The organism is Pantoea sp. sgz302252 (genome assembly GCF_047713085.1).
Taxonomy (GTDB): domain Bacteria; phylum Pseudomonadota; class Gammaproteobacteria; order Enterobacterales; family Enterobacteriaceae; genus Scandinavium.
The window spans coordinates 1-25,613 of record NZ_JBLFJW010000040.1 but is presented as its reverse complement, the minus strand read 5'-3'; the positions used below and the strand labels follow the sequence as shown (position 1 = coordinate 25,613).

Below are 25,613 nucleotides of genomic sequence, written 5' to 3'. Positions count from 1 at the left end.
CTACCTCTGTGTGGGGCGCTGATTATAGACGTTATGGCTGCAATCTTCATCTGTTTGTATGGCTATCTGTTCTCGGGTATTGTGCATAACCCCATCCCCCAAGGGAAATTTCAGGAAAGGTTGTTGATGATGAGTCAGTCGGGTTCCGTGCTTCGCCGCAATGGATTTACCTTCAAACAGTTTTTTGTTGCTCACGATCGTTGTGCAATGAAAGTGGGTACGGACGGCATTTTGCTGGGCGCCTGGGCACCGATTGCCAGAGTGAATCGGGTGCTGGATATTGGCGCTGGCAGCGGATTGCTGGCTCTGATGCTGGCACAACGCACTGACGATCAGGTGACGATTGACGCCGTCGAACTGGATGCAGACGCCGCAGCGCAGGCGGTGGAAAATATAGCGGAGTCCCCTTGGGCACATCGTATCAAGATTCATACGGCGGACGTGCAGCAGTGGCTCACACAAGAGAATAGCCGTTACGATCTGATTATCAGCAACCCTCCTTATTATGAGCAGGGCGTAGAGTGTGCGACGCCGCAGCGGGAACAGGCACGGTACACCACCACGCTTGATCATGGCACATTGTTGAGCTGTGCGGCGGATGCCATTACTGAAGAAGGTTTTTTCTGCGTGGTGCTGCCTGAAAGCATCGGTAATGCCTTTACTGAACAGGCGCTGTCGATGGGATGGCATTTGCGTTTACGCACGGATGTGGCGGAAACAGACTTACGCCCCCCACATCGCGTGCTGCTGGCATTCTCCCCGCGTGCGGGTGAATGTTTCACTGACAGGTTGATTATTCGTGGGCCAGAGCAGCAATACTCTGAGGGGTATACCGCGCTGACCCAGGCGTTTTATCTGTTTATGTGAGTTAAGGGTGAGATCACTGAGGGGCCTGAGTTCTCCAGTAACTCTGGATAATCAAGTGTATAGTGCAGGCCCCGGCTCTCTTTGCGCATCATTGCACAACGAACAATCAATTCAGCAACCTGCACTAAGTTACGCAGTTCCAGCAGGTTGTTGGACACGCGGAAACGAGCGTAGTACTCATCCAGTTCCTGCTGCAGCAAAGTAATCCGGCGCAGCGCGCGTTCCAGGCGCTTCGTTGTTCTCACAATGCCCACGTAATCCCACATAAAGAGTCGCAGCTCATGCCAGTTATGTTGGATGACTACCAGTTCGTCGGGATTTTCCACCCGGCTTTCATCCCAGGCCGGAAGCTCGTTGCTCTGCCGGGCATAGGGCATGCGCTTCTTAATATCTTCTGCCGCAGACCAGCCGTACACCAGGCATTCAAGCAGAGAGTTTGATGCCATCCGGTTAGCGCCGTGCAGGCCGGTATAACTGACTTCGCCAATAGCATACAGCCCGTCAACGTCCGTGCGACCAAAGTCATCCACCATCACACCGCCGCAGGTATAATGCGCCGCGGGAACAATTGGCACGGGTTCTTTGGTTAAATCGATGCCCAGCCCGAGCAGTTTTTCGTAGATCATTGGGAAGTGCTGGCGAACAAACGCTTCTGGCTTATGGCTGATGTCCAGGTACATGCAGTCAGCGCCAAGCCGTTTCATTTCATGATCGATAGCGCGTGCCACAATATCGCGAGGCGCAAGTTCTTCGCGAGCATCGAAATCCGGCATAAAGCGTGAACCATCCGGGCGTTTCAGATGTGCGCCTTCACCGCGTAAAGCTTCGGTAAGCAGAAAATTGCGAGCCTGAGGATGGTAAAGCGCAGTAGGGTGAAACTGATTAAATTCGAGATTGGCTACCCGACAGCCCGCACGCCAGGCCATTGCAATACCATCACCGGAGGAAATATCCGGATTGGTGGTGTACTGATATACCTTAGATGCGCCACCCGTTGCCAGAACAACGGATTTTGCCGCACAGGTTTCAACGGTTTCTTTATTACGGTTCCAGATCCATGCGCCAACGACACGGCGTGTGCCGGGCAAACCAATTTTATCGGACACGATCAAGTCCACCGCATTGCTACGTTCCAGCACCCGAATATTCGGATGATTCAGCGCTTTGCTGACCAGCGTCGTTTCAACTTCTTTCCCTGTAGCGTCGGCAGCATGAAGAATGCGGCGATGGCTGTGACCGCCTTCTCGCGTCAGATGATAACTTTCCGAGCCATTGGCCTGAATTTCTGTATCAAACAGAACGCCCTGGTCGATAAGCCACTGCACGCAGTGGCGGGCATTGCTGGCGACGAATGACACCGCATGGCGATCGCACAATCCTGCACCAGCAATCAGCGTATCTTCAACGTGGGATTCAATGCTGTCGGTTTCGTCAAATACGGCCGCAATGCCGCCTTGAGCATAAAAGGTGGAACCTTCTGAAATGGGTCCCTTACTCAGTACGATAACGGAGCTGTGCTCTGCAAGGCGCAGGGCGAGGGAGAGACCGGCAGCGCCGCTACCGACGATCAGTACATCACAGGAGAGATCGGGTGTCGTAGTCATGATGTGTGTTTAATTTACTAAACAAGGTGCGATGAGAGTAGCACCAGATTGTGCGATTTAGCACGTTTTATTTCTCTTTGGTTGTAACCACTAAACATGGCGTGCGCGGCATGCGCTTTGTAAATCGCGGAAAAGTTTTGCGAAGCAGATCGTTAGCGTCAGATTTTATGATGAAAATTATGCTGTGTTACGTTACTCTGCAGGGAGATTTCAGACGTTTATTACGCGCCTGACACTTCATTGAGCAGTGGTAGACTTATAATGAGTGATAATGAACTGTCTATCCGCTTTCAACAAAAAGCAAAGGCGTAACTGAACTTTACAGCAATGGCACACTCTAAGCTGGTGCTTGCTCATAGTGCAGTGTATGGAGTGGCGTTCTGATTACGCATGGGAATTAGGTTTGAGGAGACATTACCTCGGATGAGCGAGCAGTTAACGGATCAGGTCCTTGTCGAACGGGTCCAGAAGGGAGAGCAGAAGGCCTTTAACCTGCTGGTAGTGCGCTATCAGCATAAAGTGGCGAGTCTGGTTTCCCGTTACGTCCCGTCGGGCGATGTGCCTGACGTGGTACAAGAGTCTTTTATTAAGGCCTATCGAGCGCTGGATTCTTTCCGGGGAGATAGTGCTTTCTATACCTGGCTATACCGTATTGCTGTGAACACAGCAAAAAATTATCTGGTTGCTCAGGGAAGACGCCCGCCATCAAGCGATGTTGATGCAATAGAAGCAGAAAACTACGAAAGTGGCGGTGCGCTGAAAGAAATTTCGAACCCTGAGAACTTAATGTTGTCAGAAGAACTGAGACAAATAGTGTTCCGTACTATTGAGTCGCTCCCGGAAGATTTACGCATGGCAATCACGTTACGGGAGCTGGATGGCCTGAGCTATGAAGAGATAGCCGCTATCATGGATTGTCCGGTGGGTACGGTTCGCTCGCGCATTTTCCGTGCACGAGAAGCTATTGATAATAAAGTTCAACCGCTTATCAGGCGTTGACGATAGCGGAATACTGGAAAAGGTATTTAGGCATGCAGAAAGAAAAACTTTCCGCCTTAATGGATGGTGAAACGCTGGACTCAGAGCTGCTCAACGAGCTGGCTCACTCCGCTGAGATGCAAAAGACATGGGAAAGCTACCATCTTATCCGCGACACAATGCGTGGTGAGACAGCGCAGACCCTGAGCTTTGATATTTCAGCCCGCGTGATGGCCGCCATTGAGAATGAACCTGTTCGCTTGGCGACGCCGCTCATTCCCGAAGCACAGCCTGCTCCGCATCAGTGGCAGAACATGCCATTCTGGAAAAAGGTGCGTCCATGGGCAAGTTCACTGACACAGATGGGCGTTGCCGCGTGCGTATCACTTGCAGTTATCGTAGGTGTCCAGCACTATAACGGGCAATCTGATGCGTCCCAGCAGCCTGAAACGCCAGTGTTCAATACACTGCCGATGATGGGCAAAGCCAGCCCGGTGAGCCTGGGCGTTCCTGCTGATGCCAATGCCACGGGCAGTGGTCAACAGCAGCAGCAAGTCCAGGAACAACGTCGTCGCATCAATGCGATGTTGCAGGACTACGAATTGCAGCGCCGCCTGCATTCCGAACAGCTTCAGTTTGAACAAGCACAGACCCAGCAAGCTGCTGTACAAGTGCCAGGATATCAAACGTTAGGAACGCAATCGCAGTAATGAAGCAACTTTGGTGTGCCATGTCCCTTGTGGCTGGTAGCCTGTTCTTCTCCGCCAACGCCTCGGCTGATGTCTCGTCCGGGGCGTTGTTGCAGCAGATGAATCTGGCCAGCCAGTCTCTCAACTATGAGCTGTCGTTTGTCAGCATCAATAAGCAGGGCGTAGAGTCGCTACGCTATCGTCATGCGCGTCTGAATAATCAGGCTCTGGCGCAACTGCTGCAGCTGGACGGTCCACGCCGTGAAGTGGTTCAGCGTGGAAACGAAATCAGCTACTTCGAGCCAGGCCTCGATCCTTTCACGCTGAACGGCGACTACATCGTCGATTCATTGCCATCACTGGTGTATACCGATTTCAAACGCCTTGCGCCGTATTACGACTTTATTTCCGTCGGAAGGACGCGCATTGCTGACAGGCTGTGCGAGGTTATTCGGGTCGTCGCACGTGATGGCACGCGTTACAGCTACATTGTCTGGCTTGATTCGGAAACCAAGCTGCCAATGCGCGTTGATTTACTCGACCGTGATGGCGAAACGCTGGAGCAGTTCCGCGTTGTGGCGTTTAACGTCAACAACCAGGTAAGCAGCAATATGCAGAACCTGGCGACCGCCAGCCTGCCGCCGCTGTTATCTGTTCCACAAGGAGACAAAGCCAACTTTAACTGGGCGCCAGGCTGGTTGCCACAAGGTTTTGTTGAAGTGGCTGGCAGCCGCCGTAACTTGCCGACCATCAATGCCCCCGTTGAATCACGCCTTTATTCCGACGGTCTCTTTAGTTTCTCTGTGAACATCAACCCGGCAACGGCGACCAGCACAGAACAAATGCTGCGTACCGGCCGTAGAACGGTCAGCACATCAGTACGAGATAACGCGGAGATCACCATCGTTGGCGAATTGCCTCCTCAGACGGCGAAACGTGTTGCTGATAGCGTGAAGTTCAGGGCGGCGAAATGATCAAAGAATGGGCAACCGTGGTGTCCTGGCAGAACGGGCAGGCGAAAGTCAGCTGTGACGTGAAATCTTCTTGCAGCAGCTGTTCATCAAGAGCAGGCTGCGGCAGCCGGGTTCTTAACAAACTTGGGCCACAAACGGAACACACGATTGTGGTGCCCAGTGAGCAGCCGCTGGTGGTTGGGCAGAAGGTCGAGCTGGGTATCAGCGAGGGCAGTCTTTTAACTTCAGCGATGCTGGTGTACATGACTCCACTGTTTGGGCTGTTCGTCATCGCGGCACTGTTCCAGTTGCTGTTTGGCAGCGATTTAGCCGCTTTTGCTGGCGGCGTGCTCGGCGGCGTAGGTGGCTTTTTGGTGGCTCGCGGCTTGTCGCCAAAACTGGCTTCACGCGAAGCCTGGCAGCCGGTCATTTTAAGCGTCGGCCTGCCACCAGATTTACTGCGCGTAGACACAACCTCTTCTGAATTGAGCCAGTAATCGCGCTGGCTTTTATCTTTATTTACATCTCTTGCAGGATCTCCTCTCAACTAACCGCTAAGCTTGCCGGAAGAGCATTTCCTGGCGACGGAGATGTAGTGTAGAATGCGGCGTTTTCGAACGATCAAACGTCAGGCGCAGACCCGCGGCCTCCAGGAATTCGTAAGGCATAACTAACTCTAACTATGAAGAATATACGTAACTTTTCGATCATTGCTCACATCGACCACGGTAAGTCGACGTTATCTGACCGTATTATCCAGATTTGCGGCGGTCTCTCCGATCGTGAAATGGCTGCTCAGGTGCTTGATTCCATGGATCTGGAACGCGAACGTGGTATTACCATCAAAGCTCAGAGCGTGACCCTGGATTACAAAGCCACTGACGGTGAAACCTACCAGCTTAACTTTATCGACACCCCTGGCCACGTTGACTTCTCCTATGAAGTTTCCCGCTCTCTGGCCGCTTGCGAAGGCGCGCTGCTGGTGGTGGATGCCGGGCAGGGCGTAGAAGCTCAGACCCTCGCAAACTGCTACACCGCGATGGAAATGGATCTGGAAGTGGTGCCGGTTCTGAACAAAATCGACCTGCCAGCTGCAGATCCAGAGCGGGTAGCAGAAGAGATTGAAGATATCGTCGGTATCGACGCGACCGATGCAGTACGCTGCTCGGCAAAAACCGGCGTGGGCGTTCCGGATGTGTTAGAACGTCTGGTTCGTGATATTCCTCCGCCAGAAGGCGATCCGGAAGCACCGCTGCAGGCGCTGATCATCGACTCCTGGTTCGATAACTATCTGGGCGTTGTGTCGCTGGTGCGTATTAAAAACGGCACCATGCGCAAAGGCGACAAGATTAAAGTGATGAGCACCGGTCAGGTGTATAACGCTGACCGTCTGGGCATCTTCACCCCGAAACAGCTTGATCGCACCGAGCTGAAATGCGGCGAGGTAGGCTGGCTGGTTTGCGCCATCAAAGACATCCTCGGTGCACCGGTCGGCGATACGCTGACGCTGGCTCGTAATCCTGCAGATAAAGCCCTGCCAGGCTTTAAAAAAGTGAAGCCGCAGGTTTATGCCGGTCTGTTCCCGGTCAGCTCCGACGATTATGAAAACTTCCGTGATGCGCTGGGCAAACTGAGCCTCAACGATGCTTCTCTGTTCTATGAGCCAGAAAGTTCGACGGCGCTGGGCTTCGGCTTCCGCTGTGGCTTCCTCGGCTTGCTGCACATGGAAATCATTCAGGAACGTCTGGAACGTGAATACGATCTGGATCTGATTACCACTGCACCGACCGTAGTGTATGAAGTTGAAACCACGTCGAAAGAAGTCATCTACGTCGATAGCCCGTCTAAACTCCCGCCGCTGAACAACATTCATGAGCTGCGTGAGCCGATCGCCGAGTGTCACATGCTGCTGCCGCAGGAGTTCCTCGGTAACGTGATCACGCTGTGTATCGAAAAACGCGGCGTGCAGACCAACATGGTTTACCACGGTAACCAGGTGGCGCTGACTTACGAAATCCCAATGGCGGAAGTGGTGCTCGACTTCTTTGACCGTCTGAAGTCCACCTCTCGTGGTTATGCGTCGCTGGATTACAACTTCAAACGTTTCCAGGCTTCCAACATGGTGCGCGTAGACGTGCTGATCAACGGCGATCGTGTTGATGCGCTGGCGCTGATCACCCACAACGACAACGCGCCCTATCGCGGTCGTGAGCTGGTTGAGAAGATGAAAGAACTGATCCCGCGTCAGCAATTTGATATCGCGATTCAGGCGGCTATCGGTAACCACATTATTGCCCGCTCCACGGTGAAACAACTGCGTAAAAACGTTCTGGCGAAATGCTACGGCGGTGACGTCAGCCGTAAGAAAAAGCTGCTGCAGAAACAGAAAGATGGTAAGAAACGCATGAAGCAGGTGGGCAACGTTGAGCTGCCACAGGAAGCTTTCCTCGCCATTCTGCATGTCGGTAAAGACGGTAAATAACAATAAGGAGTTGGCATGGCGAACATGTTTGCCCTGATCCTGGTCATCGCGACCCTGGTGACAGGGATTTTATGGTGCCTGGATAAATTTATTTTCGCACCTAAACGCCGTGAACGTCAGGCCGCAGCGCAGGTTGCGGCAGGTGATACGCTGGATAAGAAGACCCTGAAGAAAGTTGGCCCGAAACCGGGCTGGCTGGAAACGGGGGCGTCTGTTTTCCCGGTGCTGGCTATTGTGCTGGTGGTACGCTCCTTTATTTATGAGCCCTTCCAGATCCCATCAGGTTCAATGATGCCAACGCTGCTGATCGGCGATTTTATTCTGGTCGAGAAATTCGCCTATGGAATTAAAGATCCGATTTATCAGAAGACCTTAATTGAAACCGGCCATCCAAAACGCGGCGACATTGTGGTGTTCAAATACCCGGAAGATCCGCGTCTTGATTACATCAAACGTGCTGTCGGTTTACCGGGTGATAAAGTCACTTACGATCCAGTTGCGAAAGAAGTCACCATTCAGCCAAACTGCAGTTCTGGTCAGGCTTGTGGCAACGCATTGCCAGTCACTTATTCCAACGTGGAAGCGAGCGATTTCGTGCAGACCTTTGCCCGTCGTAACGGTGGCGAAGCGACCAGCGGTTTCTGGCAATTGCCAAAAGGCGAGAGTAAAGACAACGGCGTGCGCCTGTCCGAACGTCAAGAGACGCTGGGCGACGTGACCCACCGCATACTGACTGTGCCTATCGCGCAAGATCAACTGGGTATGTATTACCATCAGCAGGGCCAGCAGCTCGCCACCTGGATTGTTCCGCCGGGCCATTACTTCATGATGGGTGATAACCGTGATAACAGCGCAGACAGCCGTTACTGGGGCTTTGTTCCGGAAGCGAATCTGGTCGGTAAAGCGGTAGGTATCTGGATGAGCTTTGAAAAACAGGAAGGCGAATGGCCGACCGGCGTACGTTTAAATCGTATCGGCGGCATCCACTAATTCTCCTTTATTCTTCGTGCTGTCATCGCCATGATGGCAGCACGAATTATTTCCCATTTAAATGCCCGTCAGCTAACGACATCTCCCGTCGTTGCGTATAGAATGTCCCCCCGAAGTTTTAGGTTGGTACCCGCAAGGGATCCACGGCACACGAAACCGCGTTGGCTGTTATCAGGTCGGTTTCGTGTGCTGAATTATTGACGCATTCATCTATTGGTAAAGCATGAACCCCATCGTAATTAATCGGCTTCAACGGAAGCTGGGCTACACTTTTCAACATCAGGATCTGTTGCAACAGGCGTTAACTCACCGCAGCGCAAGCAGCAAGCATAATGAACGCCTGGAATTTCTCGGTGACTCTATTTTAAGTTACGTGATTGCCAACGCGCTGTATCACCGTTTTCCGCGCGTTGACGAAGGCGACATGAGCCGTATGCGTGCCACGCTGGTACGCGGCAACACGCTGGCAGAAATCGCTCGCGAGTTTGAACTGGGCGAATGCCTGCGTCTCGGCCCGGGTGAGCTGAAAAGTGGCGGTTTTCGTCGTGAATCGATTCTCGCGGATACCGTTGAGGCCCTGATCGGCGGTGTTTTCCTCGACAGCGATATTCAGAACGTCGAGAAGCTGATTTTAAGCTGGTATCAAACTCGTCTGGATGAAATTAGCCCGGGCGATAAACAAAAAGATCCGAAAACGCGTTTGCAGGAATATTTACAGGGTCGTCATTTGCCTCTGCCTTCCTATCTGGTGGTGCAGGTGCGTGGCGAAGCCCACGATCAGGAATTTACTATCCACTGCCAGGTCAGTGGCCTGAGTGAACCGGTAGTTGGCACAGGTTCCAGCCGTCGCAAGGCGGAGCAGGCTGCCGCCGAACAGGCGCTGAAAAAACTGGAGCTGGAATGAGCGACGAAAAGAGTTACTGCGGATTTATTGCCATCGTTGGACGTCCCAACGTCGGCAAATCCACCCTGCTGAACAACCTGCTGGGTCAGAAGATTTCAATCACTTCCCGCAAAGCGCAGACCACGCGTCACCGCATTGTGGGTATTCACACTGAAGGGCCCTATCAGGCGATTTTCGTGGATACCCCGGGTCTGCACATGGAAGAAAAGCGCGCAATTAACCGCCTGATGAACAAAGCGGCGAGCAGCTCGATTGGCGACGTTGAACTGGTTATCTTCGTGGTAGAAGGCACCCGCTGGACAGCTGACGACGAAATGGTGCTGAACAAGCTCCGTGGCGGTCGTGCGCCGGTCATTCTGGCGGTGAACAAAGTCGATAACGTGCAGGAAAAAGCGGACCTGCTGCCGCATCTGCAATTCCTCGGCAGCCAGATGAACTTCCTGGATATCGTGCCGATCTCTGCGGAAACTGGCCTGAACGTGGACACGCTTGCAGGCATCGTGCGTAAGCACCTGCCGGAAGCGACACACCACTTCCCGGAAGATTACATCACCGATCGTTCTCAGCGCTTTATGGCCTCTGAGATCATCCGTGAAAAGCTGATGCGTTTCCTTGGCGCAGAACTGCCGTACTCGGTCACCGTTGAAATCGAACGTTTCCAGACCAACGAGCGTGGCGGATATGACATCAACGGTCTGATCCTGGTTGAGCGCGAAGGGCAGAAGAAGATGGTGATTGGCAACAAAGGTGCCAAAATCAAAACCATCGGTATCGAAGCCCGTAAAGACATGCAGGAAATGTTTGAAGCCCCGGTTCACCTGGAACTGTGGGTGAAAGTGAAATCCGGCTGGGCCGATGACGAGCGCGCCCTGCGCAGTCTCGGTTACGTCGACGACCTCTAAGTAAACTACTCTATGGCTTTCTGGTTGCAGGAAGGCGGCAAGACTGAGAATCCCCAGGAGCTTACTTTAGTAAGTGACTGGGGTGAACAGGTGCAGCCAACGCACCTGCAGCCTGAAAGACGACGAGTATGATGGAGGGCTGGCAGCGCGCTTTTGTCCTGCATAGTCGTCCCTGGAGCGAAACCAGCCTGATGCTGGACGTCTTCACGGAAGAGTCGGGTCGCGTGCGCCTTGTGGCGAAAGGCGCACGTTCCAAACGTTCAAATCTCAAAGGTGCGCTTCAGCCCTTTACTCCCTTACTGGTCCGTTTTGGTGGCCGTGGCGACGTCAAAACGCTGCGCAGTGCCGAAGCCGTCTCGCTGGCTCTACCGTTAAGCGGTATTGCGCTCTACAGCGGCTTGTACGTCAACGAACTCCTTTCTCGCGTGCTGGAAAACGAAACCCGTTTTTCTGAACTCTTTTTCGATTATCTGCACTGCCTCCAGGCGCTGGCTGGCGTGACGGGCACACCGGAGCCCGCGCTGCGCCGCTTTGAGCTGGCGCTGCTTGCACATCTGGGTTATGGCGTGGACTTCCTGCACTGTGCGGGCAGCGGCGAGCCGGTCGAAGACACCATGACCTACCGTTATCGTGAAGAAAAAGGGTTTATCGCAAGCGTAGTGATTGATAACAACACTTTTACCGGGCACCATTTGAAAGCGCTCGCCAGCCGTGAGTTTCGGGATGTCGATGCGCTACGGGCGGCAAAGCGCTTCACCCGAATGGCGCTCAAGCCCTATCTGGGCGGGAAGCCGCTGAAGAGCCGGGAGCTGTTTCGGCAGTTTGTGCCGAAGCGTACATAAGTTTAGTTCCCCTCTCCCCAACCCTCTCCCCGAGGGAGAGGGGGAAGTCAGAAGCACCGTTAAGTTCCCTCTCCCTTTGGGAGAGGGCCAGGGAGAGGGGATTCTACGATCTAAAATCAATAACGAGGATTGTCATGGCTGAATTACTGTTAGGCGTCAACATTGACCACATCGCCACACTGCGCAATGCACGCGGTACTGCCTATCCTGATCCGGTTCAGGCGGCGTTTATCGCTGAACAGGCAGGTGCAGACGGGATAACCGTTCATCTGCGTGAAGACCGTCGTCATATTACTGATCGCGATGTACGTATTCTGCGCCAGACCCTCGATACTCGCATGAACCTGGAAATGGCGGTCACGGAAGAGATGCTGACCATCGCCTGTGACACTAAACCTCATTTCTGCTGCCTGGTGCCGGAGAAGCGTCAGGAAGTGACCACCGAAGGCGGGCTGGATGTTGCCGGTCAGCTCGACAAAATGCGCGATGCTTGTAAGCGTCTGGCTGATGCCGGGATCCTGGTTTCACTGTTCATTGACGCCGATCGCGAGCAGATCAAAGCTGCCGCTGACGTAGGTGCGCCGTATATCGAAATTCACACCGGTTGCTATGCCGATGCAGAAAGTGAAGCGGAGCAGGCCAAAGAGCTGGAGCGTATTGCTCAGGCGGCGAAATACGCGGCAAGCCTCGGCCTGAAAGTCAACGCCGGTCACGGCCTGACCTATCACAACGTAAAGGCGATTGCAGCGCTGCCAGAAATGCATGAACTCAACATCGGCCACGCCATTATTGGCCGCGCGGTGATGAGTGGGCTGAAAGAGGCCGTGGCAGAAATGAAACGTCTGATGCTGGAAGCGCGTCAGTAATGGCTATCGTGGGCATTGGCACCGACATCGTGGAAATTGCCCGCATCGAGGCAGTGATCGCCCGTAGCGGCGATCGCCTTGCGCGGCGCGTGCTCAGCGATAACGAATGGAAAACCTGGGAAATGCATCAACAGCCGGTGCGTTTTCTGGCTAAACGTTTTGCGGTGAAAGAGGCGGCGTCAAAGGCACTGGGTACGGGTATTCGTAACGGCCTGGCGTTTGAACAGTTTGAAGTTTACAACGACGAATTGGGCAAACCGAAGCTGCGGCTTTGGGGCGCGGCGGCAGAGCTTGCCGAAACGCTAGGCGTAGCGCATATACATGTGACGCTCGCTGATGAACGTCATTACGCCTGCGCAACGGTGATAATGGAAAGTTAGATTTTGTCCGCGTGGTGCAGCTGAACAAATTTGTCCCACAGCTGCTCTTCGCTTTCCAGATGTGTCGGGTTTTTAATAATGGTATTGGGGATCGGGCACACTTTCTGGCAGGTCGGCGTTTCGTAATGGCCGACACACTCCGTACAGCGATCGCTGTTAATCTCATAAATGCTGTCGCCCATCGAAATGGCCTCGTTCGGACACTCCGGTTCGCACATATCGCAATTGATGCATTTTTTGGTGATTAACAGCGCCATCAGGAAATTCTCAGAAACAACACAAACAGGGCGGGCATTATACGCTCATTTCCTGTTCAAACCAGTTTTTTCACCAATGCTTCGCTGTGACGGATACGTTCCGGGGCATGTTCCAAATCCTGCTGGACCAATCCCATAAACAGTAAATCAGTCAACATCATCTGGGCGCTGGTGGATGAAATAGCCGCGCTTCGGGTCGCCTGTTCTTCCGCGATGGTATACAGGCAGTGGCTGGCGCGTTGCTGCAATGCGTTTGGAGAGAATCCGGTGATCGCAATGATCTTTCCCCCCACTCGCAGGGTTTCGTCCGCTGCCATGTTAATTTCCCGGCGTTCACCGGAATAAGAAATAGCGAGCAGCAAATCCTCTGTTGTCATGGCCTGAACCGTCGCCAGCAGCGCATGCATATCCTGTTCGGCAACGGCGTTAAACCCTATCTTCATCAGCTTCCAGCTAAAGTTCTGCGCCACCAGGCCAGAGGCACCGATGCCGGTCACCACAATGCGGCGAGCGCTTCGTAGCAGCGAAACGGCTTCCAGCAGTTTGTCCTCGGTATTCACGTCCAGCGAAGCATGCATCGCCGCCACGTTATCCTTAATCAGCTTCTCGCCCACCAGACGCAAAGGGTCGTCGCCGCGGATCTGATTGTGTACCGGCACAGAATGAGGGTCAGGATTACTCGCCAGCGCTTCGCTTAGCGCCAGTTTTAACGCCGGAAACCCTTTGAATCCCATCTTCTGGGCGAATTTCACCACGCTCGACTGGCTAACGCCTGAGAGGGCAGCCAATTGCTGCGAGCTGAGATAGCGCGCTTCATTGGGCTGCGCCAGAATAAAATCAGCCAGCTTTTTATCGCTTTGCGCAAGCCCAGGGTAACGCTGACGGATGCGAATCAAACAGTTCATTGGCTCTCCAGCAGGCCTGTTGTGGCCGCTTGTGCGAATTTTGTCTTGAGTATAGGGGATTGTGGTTAACCGCAATGCGCTGACGCAGCTCGTGTTGCCATATTGTTAACCGATTCATCATGCTAATCAAAAGGATACGCTCTCCGACGGCAGAGTGAAAGGCGCAGGGCTTTTCGTTTTTGGAAATGTCAGGGTCAGGCTGTTAGGCTATCTGACAGGAGTGGCATTTGCGCGCTCACCATTTTGAGGAGAGAGGTTTGGTCAGAAATTCGCGTCGGGTCGTTTTTTTCGATCTTGATGGCACCCTGCATCAGCAGGACATGTTCGGCAGTTTTATTCGTTTTCTGCTGCGCCACAATCCGTTAAACGCACTGCTGGTGCTCATCGTCCTGCCGGTGGTGGTGGGGGCGCTGTTGGTCAAGGGCAGGGCCGCACGCTGGCCGATGAGCCTGTTGCTGTGGGGGGGCACTTTTGGTCACAGTGAAGCACGGCTTAACGCTCTTCAGGCGAAATTTGTGGTGTGGTTCCGTGAGCACGTCACTGTTTTTCCTGTGGTTCACGAGCGTCTGACCGGGTATCTGACCAGTTCCGATGCCGACGTCTGGCTGATTACCGGCTCGCCAAAGCCGCTGGTTGAACAGGTTTATTTCGATACGCCCTGGCTGCCACGAGTGAATCTGATTGCCAGCCTGATGGAACGCCGCTACGGCGGTTGGGTGCTGACGCTGCGCTGTCTTGGGCATGAAAAAGTCGCCCAGCTCGAACAGAACATTGGCACGCCACTACGCCTGTACAGTGGCTACAGCGACAGCAATCAGGACAACCCGCTGCTCTATTTCTGCGAGCACAGATGGCGAGTGACGCCAGAGGGGCGTTTGCAGCAACTTGAATAGTGCAAACCCCTGGCGCTGTGTATAATGCGCCGCTTTTCAAACGGAGTAGCCACCTTGTCCGACACTGAATTTACCCATAATGACTGGATGCGCCATGCGCTGACGTTGGCCCAACGTGCCTGGGATGAAGGGGAAGTGCCGGTTGGCGCTGTGCTGGTACACAACAATAAAGTGATAGGTGAAGGCTGGAATCGCCCGATTGGCCGTCACGATCCTACCGCTCACGCTGAAATTATGGCCCTGCGTCAGGGGGGCCTGGTGCTGCAAAATTACCGTCTGATTGACGCAACGCTTTATGTGACGCTTGAACCTTGCGTGATGTGTGCCGGGGCGATGGTTCACAGCCGTATTGGTCGTTTAGTGTTTGGGGCGCGTGATGCGAAGACGGGGGCTGCGGGGTCGCTTATCGATGTGCTGCATCATCCCGGCATGAACCACCGTGTGGAAATCACCGAAGGCGTGCTCGCAGAGCAGTGTTCATCCATGTTGAGTGATTTCTTCCGTCAGCGTCGCGAACAGAAAAAAGCCCTCAAACGCAGCCAGTCCTCTTAGCGCTGAGTCAGGCCAACCAGCATTTTGTTATGCTTCACTTCAATCTGACCATTGCGCTGGTCCGGTTGAAGTGAAATGAAAGGCAAAATGCCGAGGCTGGTGTGATTCAGCTCATCAGGATGAACGGCGGGGTAGTCCTGTGCAAACTCCAGTGCCTGCGCCGTTTTCTTCTCTTTCTCCAGCAGATACCCCACCAGGCTTATTTGATACTTACGAATGTTTTCCACATAAGCATAAGCCTCGTGCCCGCGTGCATAGCCGTACGTCAGGCGGCTGTAATAAGGCTTCTGGCTGAGTAACGGCAAGCGTTGCTTCACATCGGCCCAACTGTCCGGATTGCCTTTTTGTTTTGCCGTTAACGCTCGCGCATCCAGCATATGTGCGTAACCCATGTTATAGGCCGCCAGCGCAAACCAGATGCGTTCATCTTTCGGTACCGTGTCCGGCACTTTTTCCATCATGTCTTGCAGATAACGCATCCCGCCGCTAATGCTTTGTTCCGCATCGGTTCTGTCCGTCAGCCCCAGGCTTTGCGCGGTGTTTTTGGTCAGCATCATAATGCCGCGCACGCCTGTCGGTGATGTTGCCTGCGGGTCCCAGTGCGATTCCTGCCAGGCGATGGCTGCCAGCAGGCGCCAGTCTATTTCCTGAGCGTATTTCTGGAATAACGGCTGAACATCGGGCAGGACGTTATCGACCGCACGCAGGAAAGTGCGCGTATCGAAATAATCGAAATCATCGCCGTGACCGAGGTACTTTTCTTCCAGGCGCGCCAGCGTGCCGTCTTCATTAATGTTATTGAAGAAGTCGAGCATCGCCGCAGGCAGGGTGTTGTCGCTATCTTTCAGGCTAAACCAGGTGACGGGTTGTTCGTCGGTAATATCCAGCGCTACGGCCAGTTCCGGGTGAACGCGCTGGAACAGGCTAATCGCAACGGAATCAGCGATGGTGTAATCGAGCTTCCCGTCAATCACGTCGTTCATCAGTTCCGTGCTGCCGCGTTTGTCATCGACTGTCCAGCCGAGGTCAGGGTACTTTTTCGCTTTCAGCGCTTGCAGGTCGATAATGGCGACGTGACCTGGGGCGATAGTCAGTTGTTGAGCCGTGATATCCGCCAGTGTGCGTGGGCGCAAATTGCCTTTGCGATAGACCAACTGCTGGGAAACAGAATAGTAGGCAGGACCTGCCTGATAGTCTTTCACGCGCTCGCTGTTGTACACCAGCCCGGCGGCCAGCATATCGGCATCGTCATTATCGAGATCGTCAAACAGCTGGCTGATATTCTGGCGTACGGTGACTTTGAGCTTAACGCCCAGATAGTCGGCAAACTGCTGGGCCATCTCGTAGTCCAGACCGTAGTCTTTCTCATTGATGCTGGCGAAGGTCAGAGGGGAAAGAATGGTACTGACGCGCAGCTCACCGCGAGCCTGAATGGCCGCGATGCGGTTCTCTGGCTTACTGAACCAGGGAACAGAAGGCCAAAGCGCCGCTGCCAGTAGCAGGGTGACAATGCCGATAAACAGATAATTAATCTTTAATTTTTTCAATTAGTTAATTCTCTGTGATGAGAGCAATCTCAGGCAATAGTTACCATGTTAACGTTTAGGGGCACGACAGAATGAGCGGCATTTTGCGTAACAATGCGGCAGTTGGCAACCTCTTCGTCGTCTTTGTCGCACCTGGTGATAAAAACGGGGCGGTCATTTTATTTCTACGCAAACGGTTACGTCGCCGCCCAGGATGCTCTATAATGGCGCCCGTTTTCCGCCATTGCGCACACTGAAACCCAGAAGACGAGAGACTTATGATGGAAATTCTGCGTGGTTCGCCTGCACTGTCTGCATTTCGTATTACCAAACTGCTGGCACGCTTTCAGGCAGCCAACCTTCCGGTCAGCAATATTTACGCCGAGTACGTGCATTTTGCCGAACTGAGCGCACCGCTCTCAGAAGAGGAACACACCCGCCTGGCAAGATTGCTGCAGTATGGTCCAAGCCTCAGCAGCCATACTCCCGCCGGAAAGCTCCTGCTCGTCACCCCCCGCCCTGGCACCATTTCTCCCTGGTCTTCAAAAGCAACCGACATCGCCCACAACTGCGGCCTGGCCCAGATTGTTCGCCTTGAGCGCGGTGTCGCGTATTACGTGGATGCCTCAACACTGAGCGAAACACAGTGGGCTACCGTGGCCGCTGAGTTGCACGACAGGATGATGGAAACCGTCTTCGGGGCACTGGAAGACGCGGAAAATCTGTTTGCTCATCACCAGCCTGCGCCGGTGTCCAGCGTCGATGTGCTGGGGCAGGGGCGTCAGGCTCTGGTCGAAGCCAACCTGCGTCTGGGTCTGGCGCTGGCAGAAGATGAAATCGACTATCTGCACGAAGCGTTCAACACCCTGAACCGCAACCCGAACGACATCGAGCTCTACATGTTCGCTCAGGCGAACTCAGAACACTGTCGCCACAAGATTTTTAACGCCGACTGGGTCATCGACGGCGAACAGCAGCCGAAGTCGCTGTTCAGGATGATCAAGAACACCTTCGAGACCACGCCGGATCACGTCCTGTCTGCTTATAAAGACAACGCGGCAGTGATGGAAGGCTCTGACGTCGGGCGTTTCTACGCGGATCGCGACGGCCTGCGCTATGACTTCCACCAGGAACCCACACACATCCTGATGAAAGTGGAAACCCACAACCACCCAACCGCCATTTCCCCGTGGCCGGGCGCGGCGACCGGCTCCGGTGGCGAAATTCGTGATGAAGGCGCAACCGGGCGTGGCGCTAAGCCAAAAGCGGGTCTGGTTGGGTTCTCTGTCTCGAACCTGCGCATTCCAGGCTTTGAGCAGCCGTGGGAAGAAGATTTCGGCAAGCCGGATCGTATTGTCACTGCCCTGGACATCATGACCGATGGCCCACTGGGTGGCGCGGCGTTTAACAACGAATTTGGCCGCCCGGCGCTGAACGGCTACTTCCGTACTTACGAAGAGAAGGTCAACAGCCACAACGGCGAAGAGCTGCGCGGCTACCACAAGCCGATCATGCTGGCAGGCGGGATCGGCAACATTCGCGCCGATCACGTGCAGAAAGGCGAGATCAACGTCGGCGCGAAGCTGATCGTCCTCGGTGGTCCGGCAATGAACATTGGGCTGGGCGGTGGAGCGGCGTCTTCCATGGCTTCCGGTCAGTCTGATGCGGATCTCGATTTCGCTTCCGTGCAGCGCGATAACCCAGAAATGGAGCGTCGCTGTCAGGAAGTGATCGACCGCTGCTGGCAGATGGGTGAAGCGAACCCGATTCTGTTTATCCACGACGTGGGCGCGGGTGGCCTGTCTAACGCCATGCCAGAGCTGGTGAGCGACGGCGGGCGCGGCGGCAAATTCGAACTACGCGATATCCTCAGCGATGAGCCAGGCATGAGCCCGCTGGAAATCTGGTGTAACGAATCTCAGGAACGTTACGTGCTGGCGGTGGCAGCGGAACAGTTACCGCTGTTTGACGAGCTGTGCTGTCGTGAGCGCGCGCCGTATGCGGTTATCGGTGAAGCCACCGAAGAGATGCACCTGAGCCTCAACGATACGCATTTCGACAACCAGCCTATCGACCTGCCGCTGGACGTTCTGCTTGGCAAAACGCCGAAAATGACTCGCGATGTGGAAACCCTGTCCGCGAACGGTGAAGCACTGGACCGCCAGGGCATCACGCTTGCCGATGCGGTGAGGCGTGTTCTGCATCTGCCAACGGTAGCGGAAAAAACGTTCCTCGTGACCATTGGTGACCGCAGCGTCACTGGCATGGTGGCTCGCGATCAGATGGTTGGCCCGTGGCAGATTCCGGTCGCTAACTGCGCGGTGACCACCGCCAGCCTCGATAGCTATTACGGCGAAGCGATGGCGATGGGTGAGCGCGCTCCGGTTGCTCTGCTCGATTTCGCGGCATCCGCTCGTCTGGCCGTGGGTGAAGCGCTGACCAACATTGCAGGTACCCAGATTGGCGACCTGAAGCGCATCAAGCTGTCGGCAAACTGGATGGCCGCAGCCGGGCATCCGGGTGAAGACGCGGGTCTCTACGCTGCTGTTAAAGCAGTGGGCGAAGAATTGTGCCCGGCACTGGGTCTGACCATTCCGGTCGGCAAAGACTCCATGTCGATGAAAACCCGTTGGCAGGAAGGCAGTGAGCAGCGTGAGATGACATCGCCATTGTCACTGGTCATTTCCGCCTTCGGACGTGTTGAAGATGTGCGTCGCACCGTGACGCCAGAGCTCTCCACTGAAGACAACGCGCTGTTGCTTATCGATCTCGGCAAAGGCCATAACGCACTGGGCGCAACGGCACTGGCTCAGGTTTATCGCCAGTTAGGGGATAAAACCGCGGACGTTCGCAGCGTCGAACAGCTGAAAGGCTTCTGGGACGCCATGCAGGTGCTGGTGGCAGAACGTAAACTGCTGGCCTGGCACGACCGCTCAGACGGCGGTCTGCTGGTCACGCTGGCTGAAATGGCCTTTACCGGTCACTGCGGCGTGAATGTGGATATCGCCGCGCTGGGTGAAGATCGCCTGGCCGCGCTGTTTAACGAAGAGCTCGGCGGTGTGATTCAGGTTCGTGCCGAAGATCGTGCGCTCGTTGAAGGCATTTTCGCTTCCCACGGTTTGGCGGATTGCGTGCACTACCTGGGTCAGGCCGAGAAAGGCGATCGCTTTGTGATCACCGCGAACGGCCATCCGGTGTACAGCGAAAGCCGCACCACGCTGCGTATGTGGTGGGCGGAAACGACCTGGCAGATGCAACGCCTGCGTGACAACCCGGAGTGTGCCGATCAAGAGCACGAAGCTAAGCGTAACGACAACGATCCGGGCCTCAATGTGAAGCTTTCCTTCGACATCAACGAAGATGTGGCTGCGCCGTATATTGCCAAAGGCGCACGTCCGAGAGTGGCTGTCCTGCGTGAGCAGGGTGTGAACTCTCATGTTGAAATGGCAGCGGCGTTCCATCGCGCGGGCTTTGATGCTATCGACGTTCACATGAGCGACCTGCTGGCGGGCCGCACCGGTCTGGAAGATTTCCAGGCGCTGGTGGCGTGTGGCGGCTTCTCTTACGGCGACGTGCTGGGTGCGGGTGAAGGCTGGGCGAAGTCCATCCTGTTCAACAACCGCGTGCGCGATGAGTTCGAAACCTTTTTCCATCGCCCACAGACCCTGGCGCTGGGCGTGTGTAACGGCTGTCAGATGATGTCCAACCTGCGCGAACTGATCCCGGGCAGCAGCCTGTGGCCGCGCTTTGTGCGTAACCACTCTGACCGTTTTGAAGCTCGCTTCAGTCTGGTAGAAGTCACTCAGAGCCCGTCACTGCTGTTGCAGGGGATGGTGGGTTCGCAGATGCCTATTGCGGTGTCTCACGGTGAAGGGCATGTGGAAGTTCGCGATGCGGCACATCTGGCACAGCTTGAAAGCAAAGGGCTGGTGGCACTGCGCTTCGTCGATAACTTCGGCAATGTGACAGAAAACTACCCCGCGAACCCGAACGGTTCCCCGAACGGTATCACGGCAGTGACCAGCGAAAGCGGTCGCGTGACCATTATGATGCCGCACCCGGAGCGCGTGTTCCGCACCGTGGCCAACTCGTGGCACCCGGAAAACTGGGGCGAAGACAGTCCATGGATGCGTATTTTCCGCAATGCCCGTAAACAGTTGGGTTAATGCTTCCCACTGCTACTTTGAGCCGCCCTCCTTGACGGAGGGCTTAAATTGCTGACAAGAAGGAAAAAGCGTGTTTTTTTCCTTCTTTGTGGTGAGCAGCCGAAAATCAATGCATTGATTTTCCTTATTTTTTGTTCTGCTACCCATGACAAAACGGTATTCGTTAGAGGTTTGTCATCAGTCTCGGCCCTCCTTGACGGAGGGCTTTTGTTTTTATTAAGTCCTGATGGGGACTTCTTCTCATTGTCAGCCCGTGACGTTCGTCACAACATAAAACCGATGAGCCGCTAACCTCACTCCCACTTTCCCCGCAACAGGAGGTTGCTGTGTCACAGCAAGGACTGCGCTTTACGCTCGAAGTCGAGGGCCAGAAACCGTGGGCCTTCGCGGTGGTCAGTTTTTCATTATCCCGCCATTTTTCCGTGCCTTACGTTCTGGATGTTGACGTCGCCAGCAAAGAATTTGACTTCACCGCGCAGGCGCTTCTGGAAAAAGAGGCCACCTTCACCGTCTGGCAGGGCGAAGAAAAAGGGCATCAGGTTGGCGGTTTTGTTGCACTTTTCACCCTCAAAGAGAGTAATGAATGGCAGCAGCAGTACAGCCTGCGCATTCATCCTCCCCTCTGGCGGGCTGGTCTGCGGCAAAACTTCCGCATTTTTCAGCAACAGGACATTCAGGCTATTTCCGCCCTGTTGCTGCACGAAAATGGCGTCACCGACTGGCAGCCCGCGTTTTATGAAGCCCATCCTGCACGGGAATTTTGCGTTCAGTACGGCGAAACGGACCTCGATTTCTTGACCCGTCTGTGGGCTGAAGAGGGTATTTTCTTCTTTGACCAGACGGTAAACGGCAAAAACCAACTGACGCTGACTGACAATGTGTTTGCCGTGCCGGAAGTGGACGCCATCCCTTTCAATCCCAACAGCGCCGCGACCCCCGCAGCCTGCATCAGTGAATTTCACTACCAGGCGAAAATCCGGCCCTCTTCCGTCGTGACAAAAGACTACACCTTCGAATACCCCAACTGGTTCGCCTCGTATGAACAGCACGGTGACCCGCTGAACGGCCAGCGCTGGCAGTACGAAGTCTTTGATTATCCGGGCCGCTTTAAGGATGAACAGCATGGTCGGGATTTTGCCCGCTACCAGATGGAGGGCTGGCGCAGCAATGCGGAAACCGCTGTTTGCACCAGTAACTCGCCGGAGCTATTTCCGGGCACGCGTTTCAGCCTGAGCGGACACCCAACGAATACCATGAACCGGGAGTGGCAGGTGGTCAGAAACGAGCTGCGCGGCAGACAGCCGCAGGCACTGCACGGCAGCAGCGGTCAGGGGACGACGCTGGAAAACCGGTTTGAGGTTATCCCGACAGACCGTACCTGGCGAATGCCGCCGCCGGAAAAACCACGGGTTGACGGGCCGCAAAGCGCCATTGTCACCGGGCCTGAAGGCGAGGAAATCTTCTGCGACGAGCACGGCCGGGTACGGGTGAAATTTCACTGGGACCGCTATCACCGCAACGATGAGAACAGCTCTTGCTGGGTTCGGGTCTCGCAGGCCTGGGCCGGAGCAGGCTTTGGCAATCTGGCTATTCCGCGCGTGGGTCAGGAAGTGATTGTGGATTTCCTCAACGGCGACCCGGACCAGCCCATCATCATGGGGAGGACGTACCATAACTTCAATCGCTCGCCGGGTAATTTGCCGGGGACAAAGACGCAGATGACCCTCCGTTCCAAAACGTACAAAGGCAGCGGGTTTAACGAACTGAGATTCGACGACGCGACCGGCAAAGAGCAGGTCTACATCCATGCGCAGAAAAACATGGATACCGAAGTGCTGAACAACCGCACTACTGATGTAAAAGTGGACCACACCGAGAGCATCGGCCACGACCAGACAATTACCGTGGCGCACGACCGGAATATCACTGTAAAGAATGACCAGACCCAGCGAATCAGACATGACCGGATGGCAAGCATCAGCCACGATGACGGGCTGTACGTGGCAAACGATCGCAAAATCACCGTCGAGGGCATCCAGCACCACAAAACCACGGGCGACCACATCAGCCTGGTGGAAGGGAAATACAGCCTGCAGGTGGAAGATGACCTGGCGCAGAAAGTCAGTGGCTCACTGGGAATAAAAGTGCAGGGCGATATCGTGCTGGAAAGCAGCGGAAGTATCAGCCTGAAAGCAGGGAGTTCATTCGTGGTAATCAGCCAGGCCGGCGTGGATATTATGGGGCCGATTATCAGGCTTAATAGCGGCGGGAATCCGGGGAGTGCGGTTGAGACGTTGCGGCCAGCGATGATAAATGCTCTGGTGGATGATGATAATCGGACTGGTGATTCGCAGGGCGGGGCGGGTCCGGATAGTGGTAGCGATTCCGGGGGAAGTGATAGTTCAGACGATCTGGATGATTCAGATGACGAAGATGATGGCCCCTACAAAGCGGTATTTAATTTCTATAACACTGACGGTGTTCCTTACGCCAATATGAAGTATATCGCTTATTTTTCCGATAAAACCCAAAAGGAAGGAATAACCGATGCTCAGGGGCGTACTGAGATATTTGAACGAGATGATGACAGTGAAATTGAAGTAAAACTCTTCAGCCGGGATTTTGATAGTTTTTGGGGAGGTGAAAAATGAGCGACGTCACTAAAGGCAAACCAGCGAAGAAATTAAAAATAATTAATCAGTGCAAGATAAATGATTTCCGCGCGATGATGGAGGAAGCACTAGCGGCGATGGATAGAGTACTGGCGCAAAGAACCAAAGATCTTGAGGTCTGGGGAGAGAAAGAGCAGACAGAGTTTTACCGGATATTTGGATCGAAAGGTGATCGAATTATTGAGGTCGAGATGTCCTTAAGAGGTGATGGTCATAAGGTTAAAATGACAGCCAGAGAAGTGATGCAGAATTGTATCAGAAGGCTTAAATGGATAAAGGGACAGATGACATTGGATGATTATATTAACGAAATATACGATCCGGATAATCCCGATGATCCCACAAATAGCGCTATTCGTCCCAAGTCTGGGATGCCGAAGACGTTTTCTGCATATGTTAATGAGCAGAAGCAAGATGATTACAAAGTCCATATTGGCATTAATTTCACGGGACGCGTAGAGGGTGGGAATACGAGAGTATGCGCCACAGTTATGGGTTCTGATTCCCGGGTGACGACGCTGTGCCACGAGATGAGCCATTTCGTTAAAATATTTGCTGATCCTGAGCATGGGGGGATGGGGACATCAGATTATGATGTTAAGGGTAGAAAACCAGCATCTGGCCAAAAAGACAAAGATACCATTCTGCAGCATCAATCTGGTGCGAATGATATGGTTATCAGAAATGATTATAATGTTTTCGATAATGCTTATAACATTGAAAAATATTTTGAGATAACATTGTGAATCAATATATGAATTTTCTTATTAGGTTGTAGCGATAGAATAGATTCATAGGGATTAAGGTTTGTATATGGGAAATAGACTTGCGGCATGTGTTGTTAACATTATTTTTATGGTTTCGATAGTATTTTCAGTGGAATTGTTCGCTAGTGAACTAACTTTGCTAAAGTATAATTATGGCAGAAGGGAATTATTGTTGGATTCGACATTTAAACCTGGGTACATATACCCATTAGAAGAGAGGAGGGATGGGAGCGAATTTGTAGGTTGGTATTTATCAACGTCAAATTCAGAAAATACAAGGATAAAAAAAGAACACTTTATATCTATAGATCTTTCAATAAAAAAAGAACAAAATAATATAGTCGCGATAACTAATATTCAGAATAGCGGTAGAGATTCTTTTTTTATAACAAATACCTCCTTTCCGCATGAAGACATTAACCCAGATGGTTCAAAGACCTCGACGCTGTTTTGGTCGAGTGTGTTAATTACGACAGATAATATAATGCTTAAATATTTAGGTGGATCACCCAACTTTGGAGGCCTTTCTCTTGATCGGGACGATTGGACTGAGATAAAGCCAAATAAGATGCTATCATTTGTAACAGTACTTAACGACAATTTTGAGTTCCTTATTGACAAAAGACGTTATGATATAGTGACCTCAGACTATTGGATGGTGAAAGAGAATTGGTTTATCCAACGTTCAATTAACGATTTGATTTTTTCTATATTAAATATGGATGCGGCTAAAGTATGTCCATTAACTCGGGATGTATTTTATATCTACAAAACTGAACGTCTCTGTGGAACCTATTTTGATGATTACGCTGGCATCCAGTCTATGTTGAATTATGCCGGAATTACTGGTGAAAATCACGACAATGAAATATCTATCCGTTCTGAACCTGTAACGATTGAAATTGATGGTAGTAAAATCAAATCTCTTTACGATAAATATCCGTATAAGAGTCAATAACACATTGTTTCCACAAAAAGGAAAACCACCATGCCAATAGCCGCCAAAGTAGGTGACAAAGGAACACAGCACGACGGGTACTATGAAACCGCGATAACGGCCGGTGCACCGACTGTGCTGGTCGATGGGCTGCCAGCTGCTCGCTTAGGCGATCCCCTTACGCCACATAGTAAGCCTGAGCATCCGCCACACCCGCGCAAGATAGCCTCCGGCTCTGCAACCGTTTTTATTGAAGGATTGCCTGCGGCGCGGGCGGGGGATGCCGTCGATTGTGGTGGCAATATTGTGAGCGTTGGAACCGTCATCATCGGTTAGCGTGCGGCCCCGCTGTCGGGAGCGGGAAGATGAGGAGTGATACCCAGCAACATCGGTGTCTGAAAAAGGCGACAGGGCTAATTTCGAATGTCGCCAATTGGCGACGCATAATCATTTGAATATAAAGACAATAATTTTTACCGCT

At 53.3% G+C, this 25,613-nt stretch carries 23 protein-coding genes and 1 pseudogene; 20 read left to right on the top strand and 4 right to left on the bottom strand.

Annotated features, from left to right (window positions below):
* The first annotated feature begins 129 nt into the window (after positions 1-129).
* Positions 130-867: a tRNA(1)(Val) (adenine(37)-N(6))-methyltransferase TrmN gene (gene trmN / locus ACLW56_RS22400; RefSeq protein WP_330985888.1), complete on the top strand. Its 738-nt coding sequence runs from the start codon at positions 130-132 to the stop codon at positions 865-867.
* Here trmN and nadB read toward each other — a convergent pair.
* On the bottom strand, positions 852-2,471 hold the full coding sequence (nadB, locus tag ACLW56_RS22395; protein ID WP_330985876.1) for an L-aspartate oxidase: 1,620 nt from the start codon (positions 2,469-2,471) through the stop codon (positions 852-854). The genes trmN and nadB overlap by 16 nt on opposite strands.
* Positions 2,472-2,838: 367 nt before the next feature.
* Between nadB and rseD the strand changes: the two genes are divergently transcribed.
* From rseD to acpS, 12 genes are all read left to right on the top strand, one after another.
* A complete protein-coding gene (rseD, locus tag ACLW56_RS22390) occupies positions 2,839-2,898 on the top strand; it encodes a rpoE leader peptide RseD (protein ID WP_330985887.1) in 60 nt (19 codons plus the stop codon).
* Positions 2,895-3,470, top strand: coding sequence for an RNA polymerase sigma factor RpoE (gene rpoE / locus ACLW56_RS22385; protein WP_154159064.1), 576 nt, complete (start codon positions 2,895-2,897; stop codon positions 3,468-3,470). The genes rseD and rpoE overlap by 4 nt, the downstream gene beginning before the upstream one ends.
* A gap of 32 nt (positions 3,471-3,502) precedes the next feature.
* The gene (gene rseA, locus ACLW56_RS22380) at positions 3,503-4,159 is read left to right on the top strand and encodes an anti-sigma-E factor RseA (protein WP_330985875.1); all 657 of its coding nucleotides are present in this window, start codon (positions 3,503-3,505) and stop codon (positions 4,157-4,159) included.
* Positions 4,159-5,112: a sigma-E factor regulatory protein RseB gene (gene rseB / locus ACLW56_RS22375; RefSeq protein ID WP_330985874.1), complete on the top strand. Its 954-nt coding sequence runs from the start codon at positions 4,159-4,161 to the stop codon at positions 5,110-5,112. The genes rseA and rseB overlap by 1 nt, the downstream gene beginning before the upstream one ends.
* On the top strand, positions 5,109-5,588 hold the full coding sequence (rseC, locus tag ACLW56_RS22370) for a SoxR-reducing system protein RseC (protein ID WP_330985873.1): 480 nt from the start codon (positions 5,109-5,111) through the stop codon (positions 5,586-5,588). Before rseB ends, rseC begins: the two co-directional genes overlap by 4 nt.
* A gap of 185 nt (positions 5,589-5,773) precedes the next feature.
* Positions 5,774-7,573 carry a translation elongation factor 4 gene (lepA, locus tag ACLW56_RS22365; protein ID WP_330985872.1) on the top strand — a complete coding sequence of 600 codons (1,800 nt, stop codon included), beginning with the start codon at positions 5,774-5,776 and terminating at the stop codon, positions 7,571-7,573.
* Between the two features lie 15 nt (positions 7,574-7,588).
* Positions 7,589-8,563, top strand: a complete 975-nt coding sequence (lepB, locus tag ACLW56_RS22360; RefSeq protein WP_330985871.1) for a signal peptidase I — start codon at positions 7,589-7,591, stop codon at positions 8,561-8,563.
* A gap of 223 nt (positions 8,564-8,786) precedes the next feature.
* On the top strand, positions 8,787-9,467 hold the full coding sequence (rnc, locus tag ACLW56_RS22355) for a ribonuclease III (RefSeq protein WP_097163305.1): 681 nt from the start codon (positions 8,787-8,789) through the stop codon (positions 9,465-9,467).
* Positions 9,464-10,369 (top strand): GTPase Era, encoded by a 906-nt coding sequence (gene era / locus ACLW56_RS22350; protein ID WP_330985870.1) that lies wholly within the window; start codon positions 9,464-9,466, stop codon positions 10,367-10,369. Before rnc ends, era begins: the two co-directional genes overlap by 4 nt.
* Before the next feature lie 131 nt (positions 10,370-10,500).
* Entirely contained in the window at positions 10,501-11,211 is a 711-nt protein-coding gene (gene recO, locus ACLW56_RS22345) for a DNA repair protein RecO (protein ID WP_330985886.1), read from the top strand.
* Positions 11,212-11,345: 134 nt separating this feature from the next.
* Positions 11,346-12,077, top strand: coding sequence for a pyridoxine 5'-phosphate synthase (pdxJ, locus tag ACLW56_RS22340; protein ID WP_330985869.1), 732 nt, complete (start codon positions 11,346-11,348; stop codon positions 12,075-12,077).
* Positions 12,077-12,457: a holo-ACP synthase gene (acpS, locus tag ACLW56_RS22335; RefSeq protein ID WP_330985868.1), complete on the top strand. Its 381-nt coding sequence runs from the start codon at positions 12,077-12,079 to the stop codon at positions 12,455-12,457. Before pdxJ ends, acpS begins: the two co-directional genes overlap by 1 nt.
* Here acpS and ACLW56_RS22330 read toward each other — a convergent pair.
* Together ACLW56_RS22330 and ACLW56_RS22325 are read right to left on the bottom strand one after the other, a co-directional pair.
* On the bottom strand, positions 12,454-12,714 hold the full coding sequence (locus tag ACLW56_RS22330; RefSeq protein WP_330985867.1) for a YfhL family 4Fe-4S dicluster ferredoxin: 261 nt from the start codon (positions 12,712-12,714) through the stop codon (positions 12,454-12,456). The two genes, acpS and ACLW56_RS22330, sit on opposite strands and share 4 nt — an antisense overlap.
* A 56-nt stretch (positions 12,715-12,770) precedes the next feature.
* Positions 12,771-13,619 (bottom strand): MurR/RpiR family transcriptional regulator, encoded by an 849-nt coding sequence (locus ACLW56_RS22325; protein WP_330985866.1) that lies wholly within the window; start codon positions 13,617-13,619, stop codon positions 12,771-12,773.
* A gap of 257 nt (positions 13,620-13,876) precedes the next feature.
* Here ACLW56_RS22325 and yfhb point away from each other — a divergent pair, with 257 nt between their 5' ends.
* Together yfhb and tadA are read left to right on the top strand one after the other, a co-directional pair.
* Complete coding sequence (gene yfhb / locus ACLW56_RS22320) at positions 13,877-14,512, top strand: phosphatidylglycerophosphatase C (protein WP_330985865.1); 636 nt, start codon at positions 13,877-13,879, stop codon at positions 14,510-14,512.
* Between the two features lie 54 nt (positions 14,513-14,566).
* On the top strand, positions 14,567-15,064 hold the full coding sequence (gene tadA, locus ACLW56_RS22315) for a tRNA adenosine(34) deaminase TadA (RefSeq protein WP_415378071.1): 498 nt from the start codon (positions 14,567-14,569) through the stop codon (positions 15,062-15,064).
* A 106-nt stretch (positions 15,065-15,170) separates the two neighbouring features.
* On the opposite strand, the pseudogene mltF reads toward tadA, so the two are convergent.
* Positions 15,171-16,644: pseudogene (mltF, locus tag ACLW56_RS22310) on the bottom strand (membrane-bound lytic murein transglycosylase MltF); the annotation flags it as partial.
* Positions 16,645-16,868: 224 nt separating this feature from the next.
* On the opposite strand from mltF, the gene purL reads away from it, so the two are divergent.
* The 5 genes from purL (at position 16,869) to ACLW56_RS22285 (ending at position 25,468) form a co-directional block, all read left to right on the top strand.
* The gene (gene purL, locus ACLW56_RS22305; RefSeq protein WP_330985863.1) at positions 16,869-20,756 is read left to right on the top strand and encodes a phosphoribosylformylglycinamidine synthase; all 3,888 of its coding nucleotides are present in this window, start codon (positions 16,869-16,871) and stop codon (positions 20,754-20,756) included.
* A 326-nt stretch (positions 20,757-21,082) separates the two neighbouring features.
* Positions 21,083-23,407: a type VI secretion system Vgr family protein gene (locus ACLW56_RS22300; protein ID WP_330985862.1), complete on the top strand. Its 2,325-nt coding sequence runs from the start codon at positions 21,083-21,085 to the stop codon at positions 23,405-23,407.
* A complete protein-coding gene (locus ACLW56_RS22295; RefSeq protein ID WP_330985861.1) occupies positions 23,404-24,174 on the top strand; it encodes a hypothetical protein in 771 nt (256 codons plus the stop codon). The genes ACLW56_RS22300 and ACLW56_RS22295 overlap by 4 nt, the downstream gene beginning before the upstream one ends.
* Before the next feature lie 67 nt (positions 24,175-24,241).
* Positions 24,242-25,153 carry a hypothetical protein gene (locus tag ACLW56_RS22290; RefSeq protein ID WP_330985860.1) on the top strand — a complete coding sequence of 304 codons (912 nt, stop codon included), beginning with the start codon at positions 24,242-24,244 and terminating at the stop codon, positions 25,151-25,153.
* 30 nt (positions 25,154-25,183) lie between these two features.
* Positions 25,184-25,468 carry a type VI secretion system PAAR protein gene (locus tag ACLW56_RS22285; protein ID WP_330983071.1) on the top strand — a complete coding sequence of 95 codons (285 nt, stop codon included), beginning with the start codon at positions 25,184-25,186 and terminating at the stop codon, positions 25,466-25,468.
* Positions 25,469-25,613 lie beyond the last annotated feature (145 nt).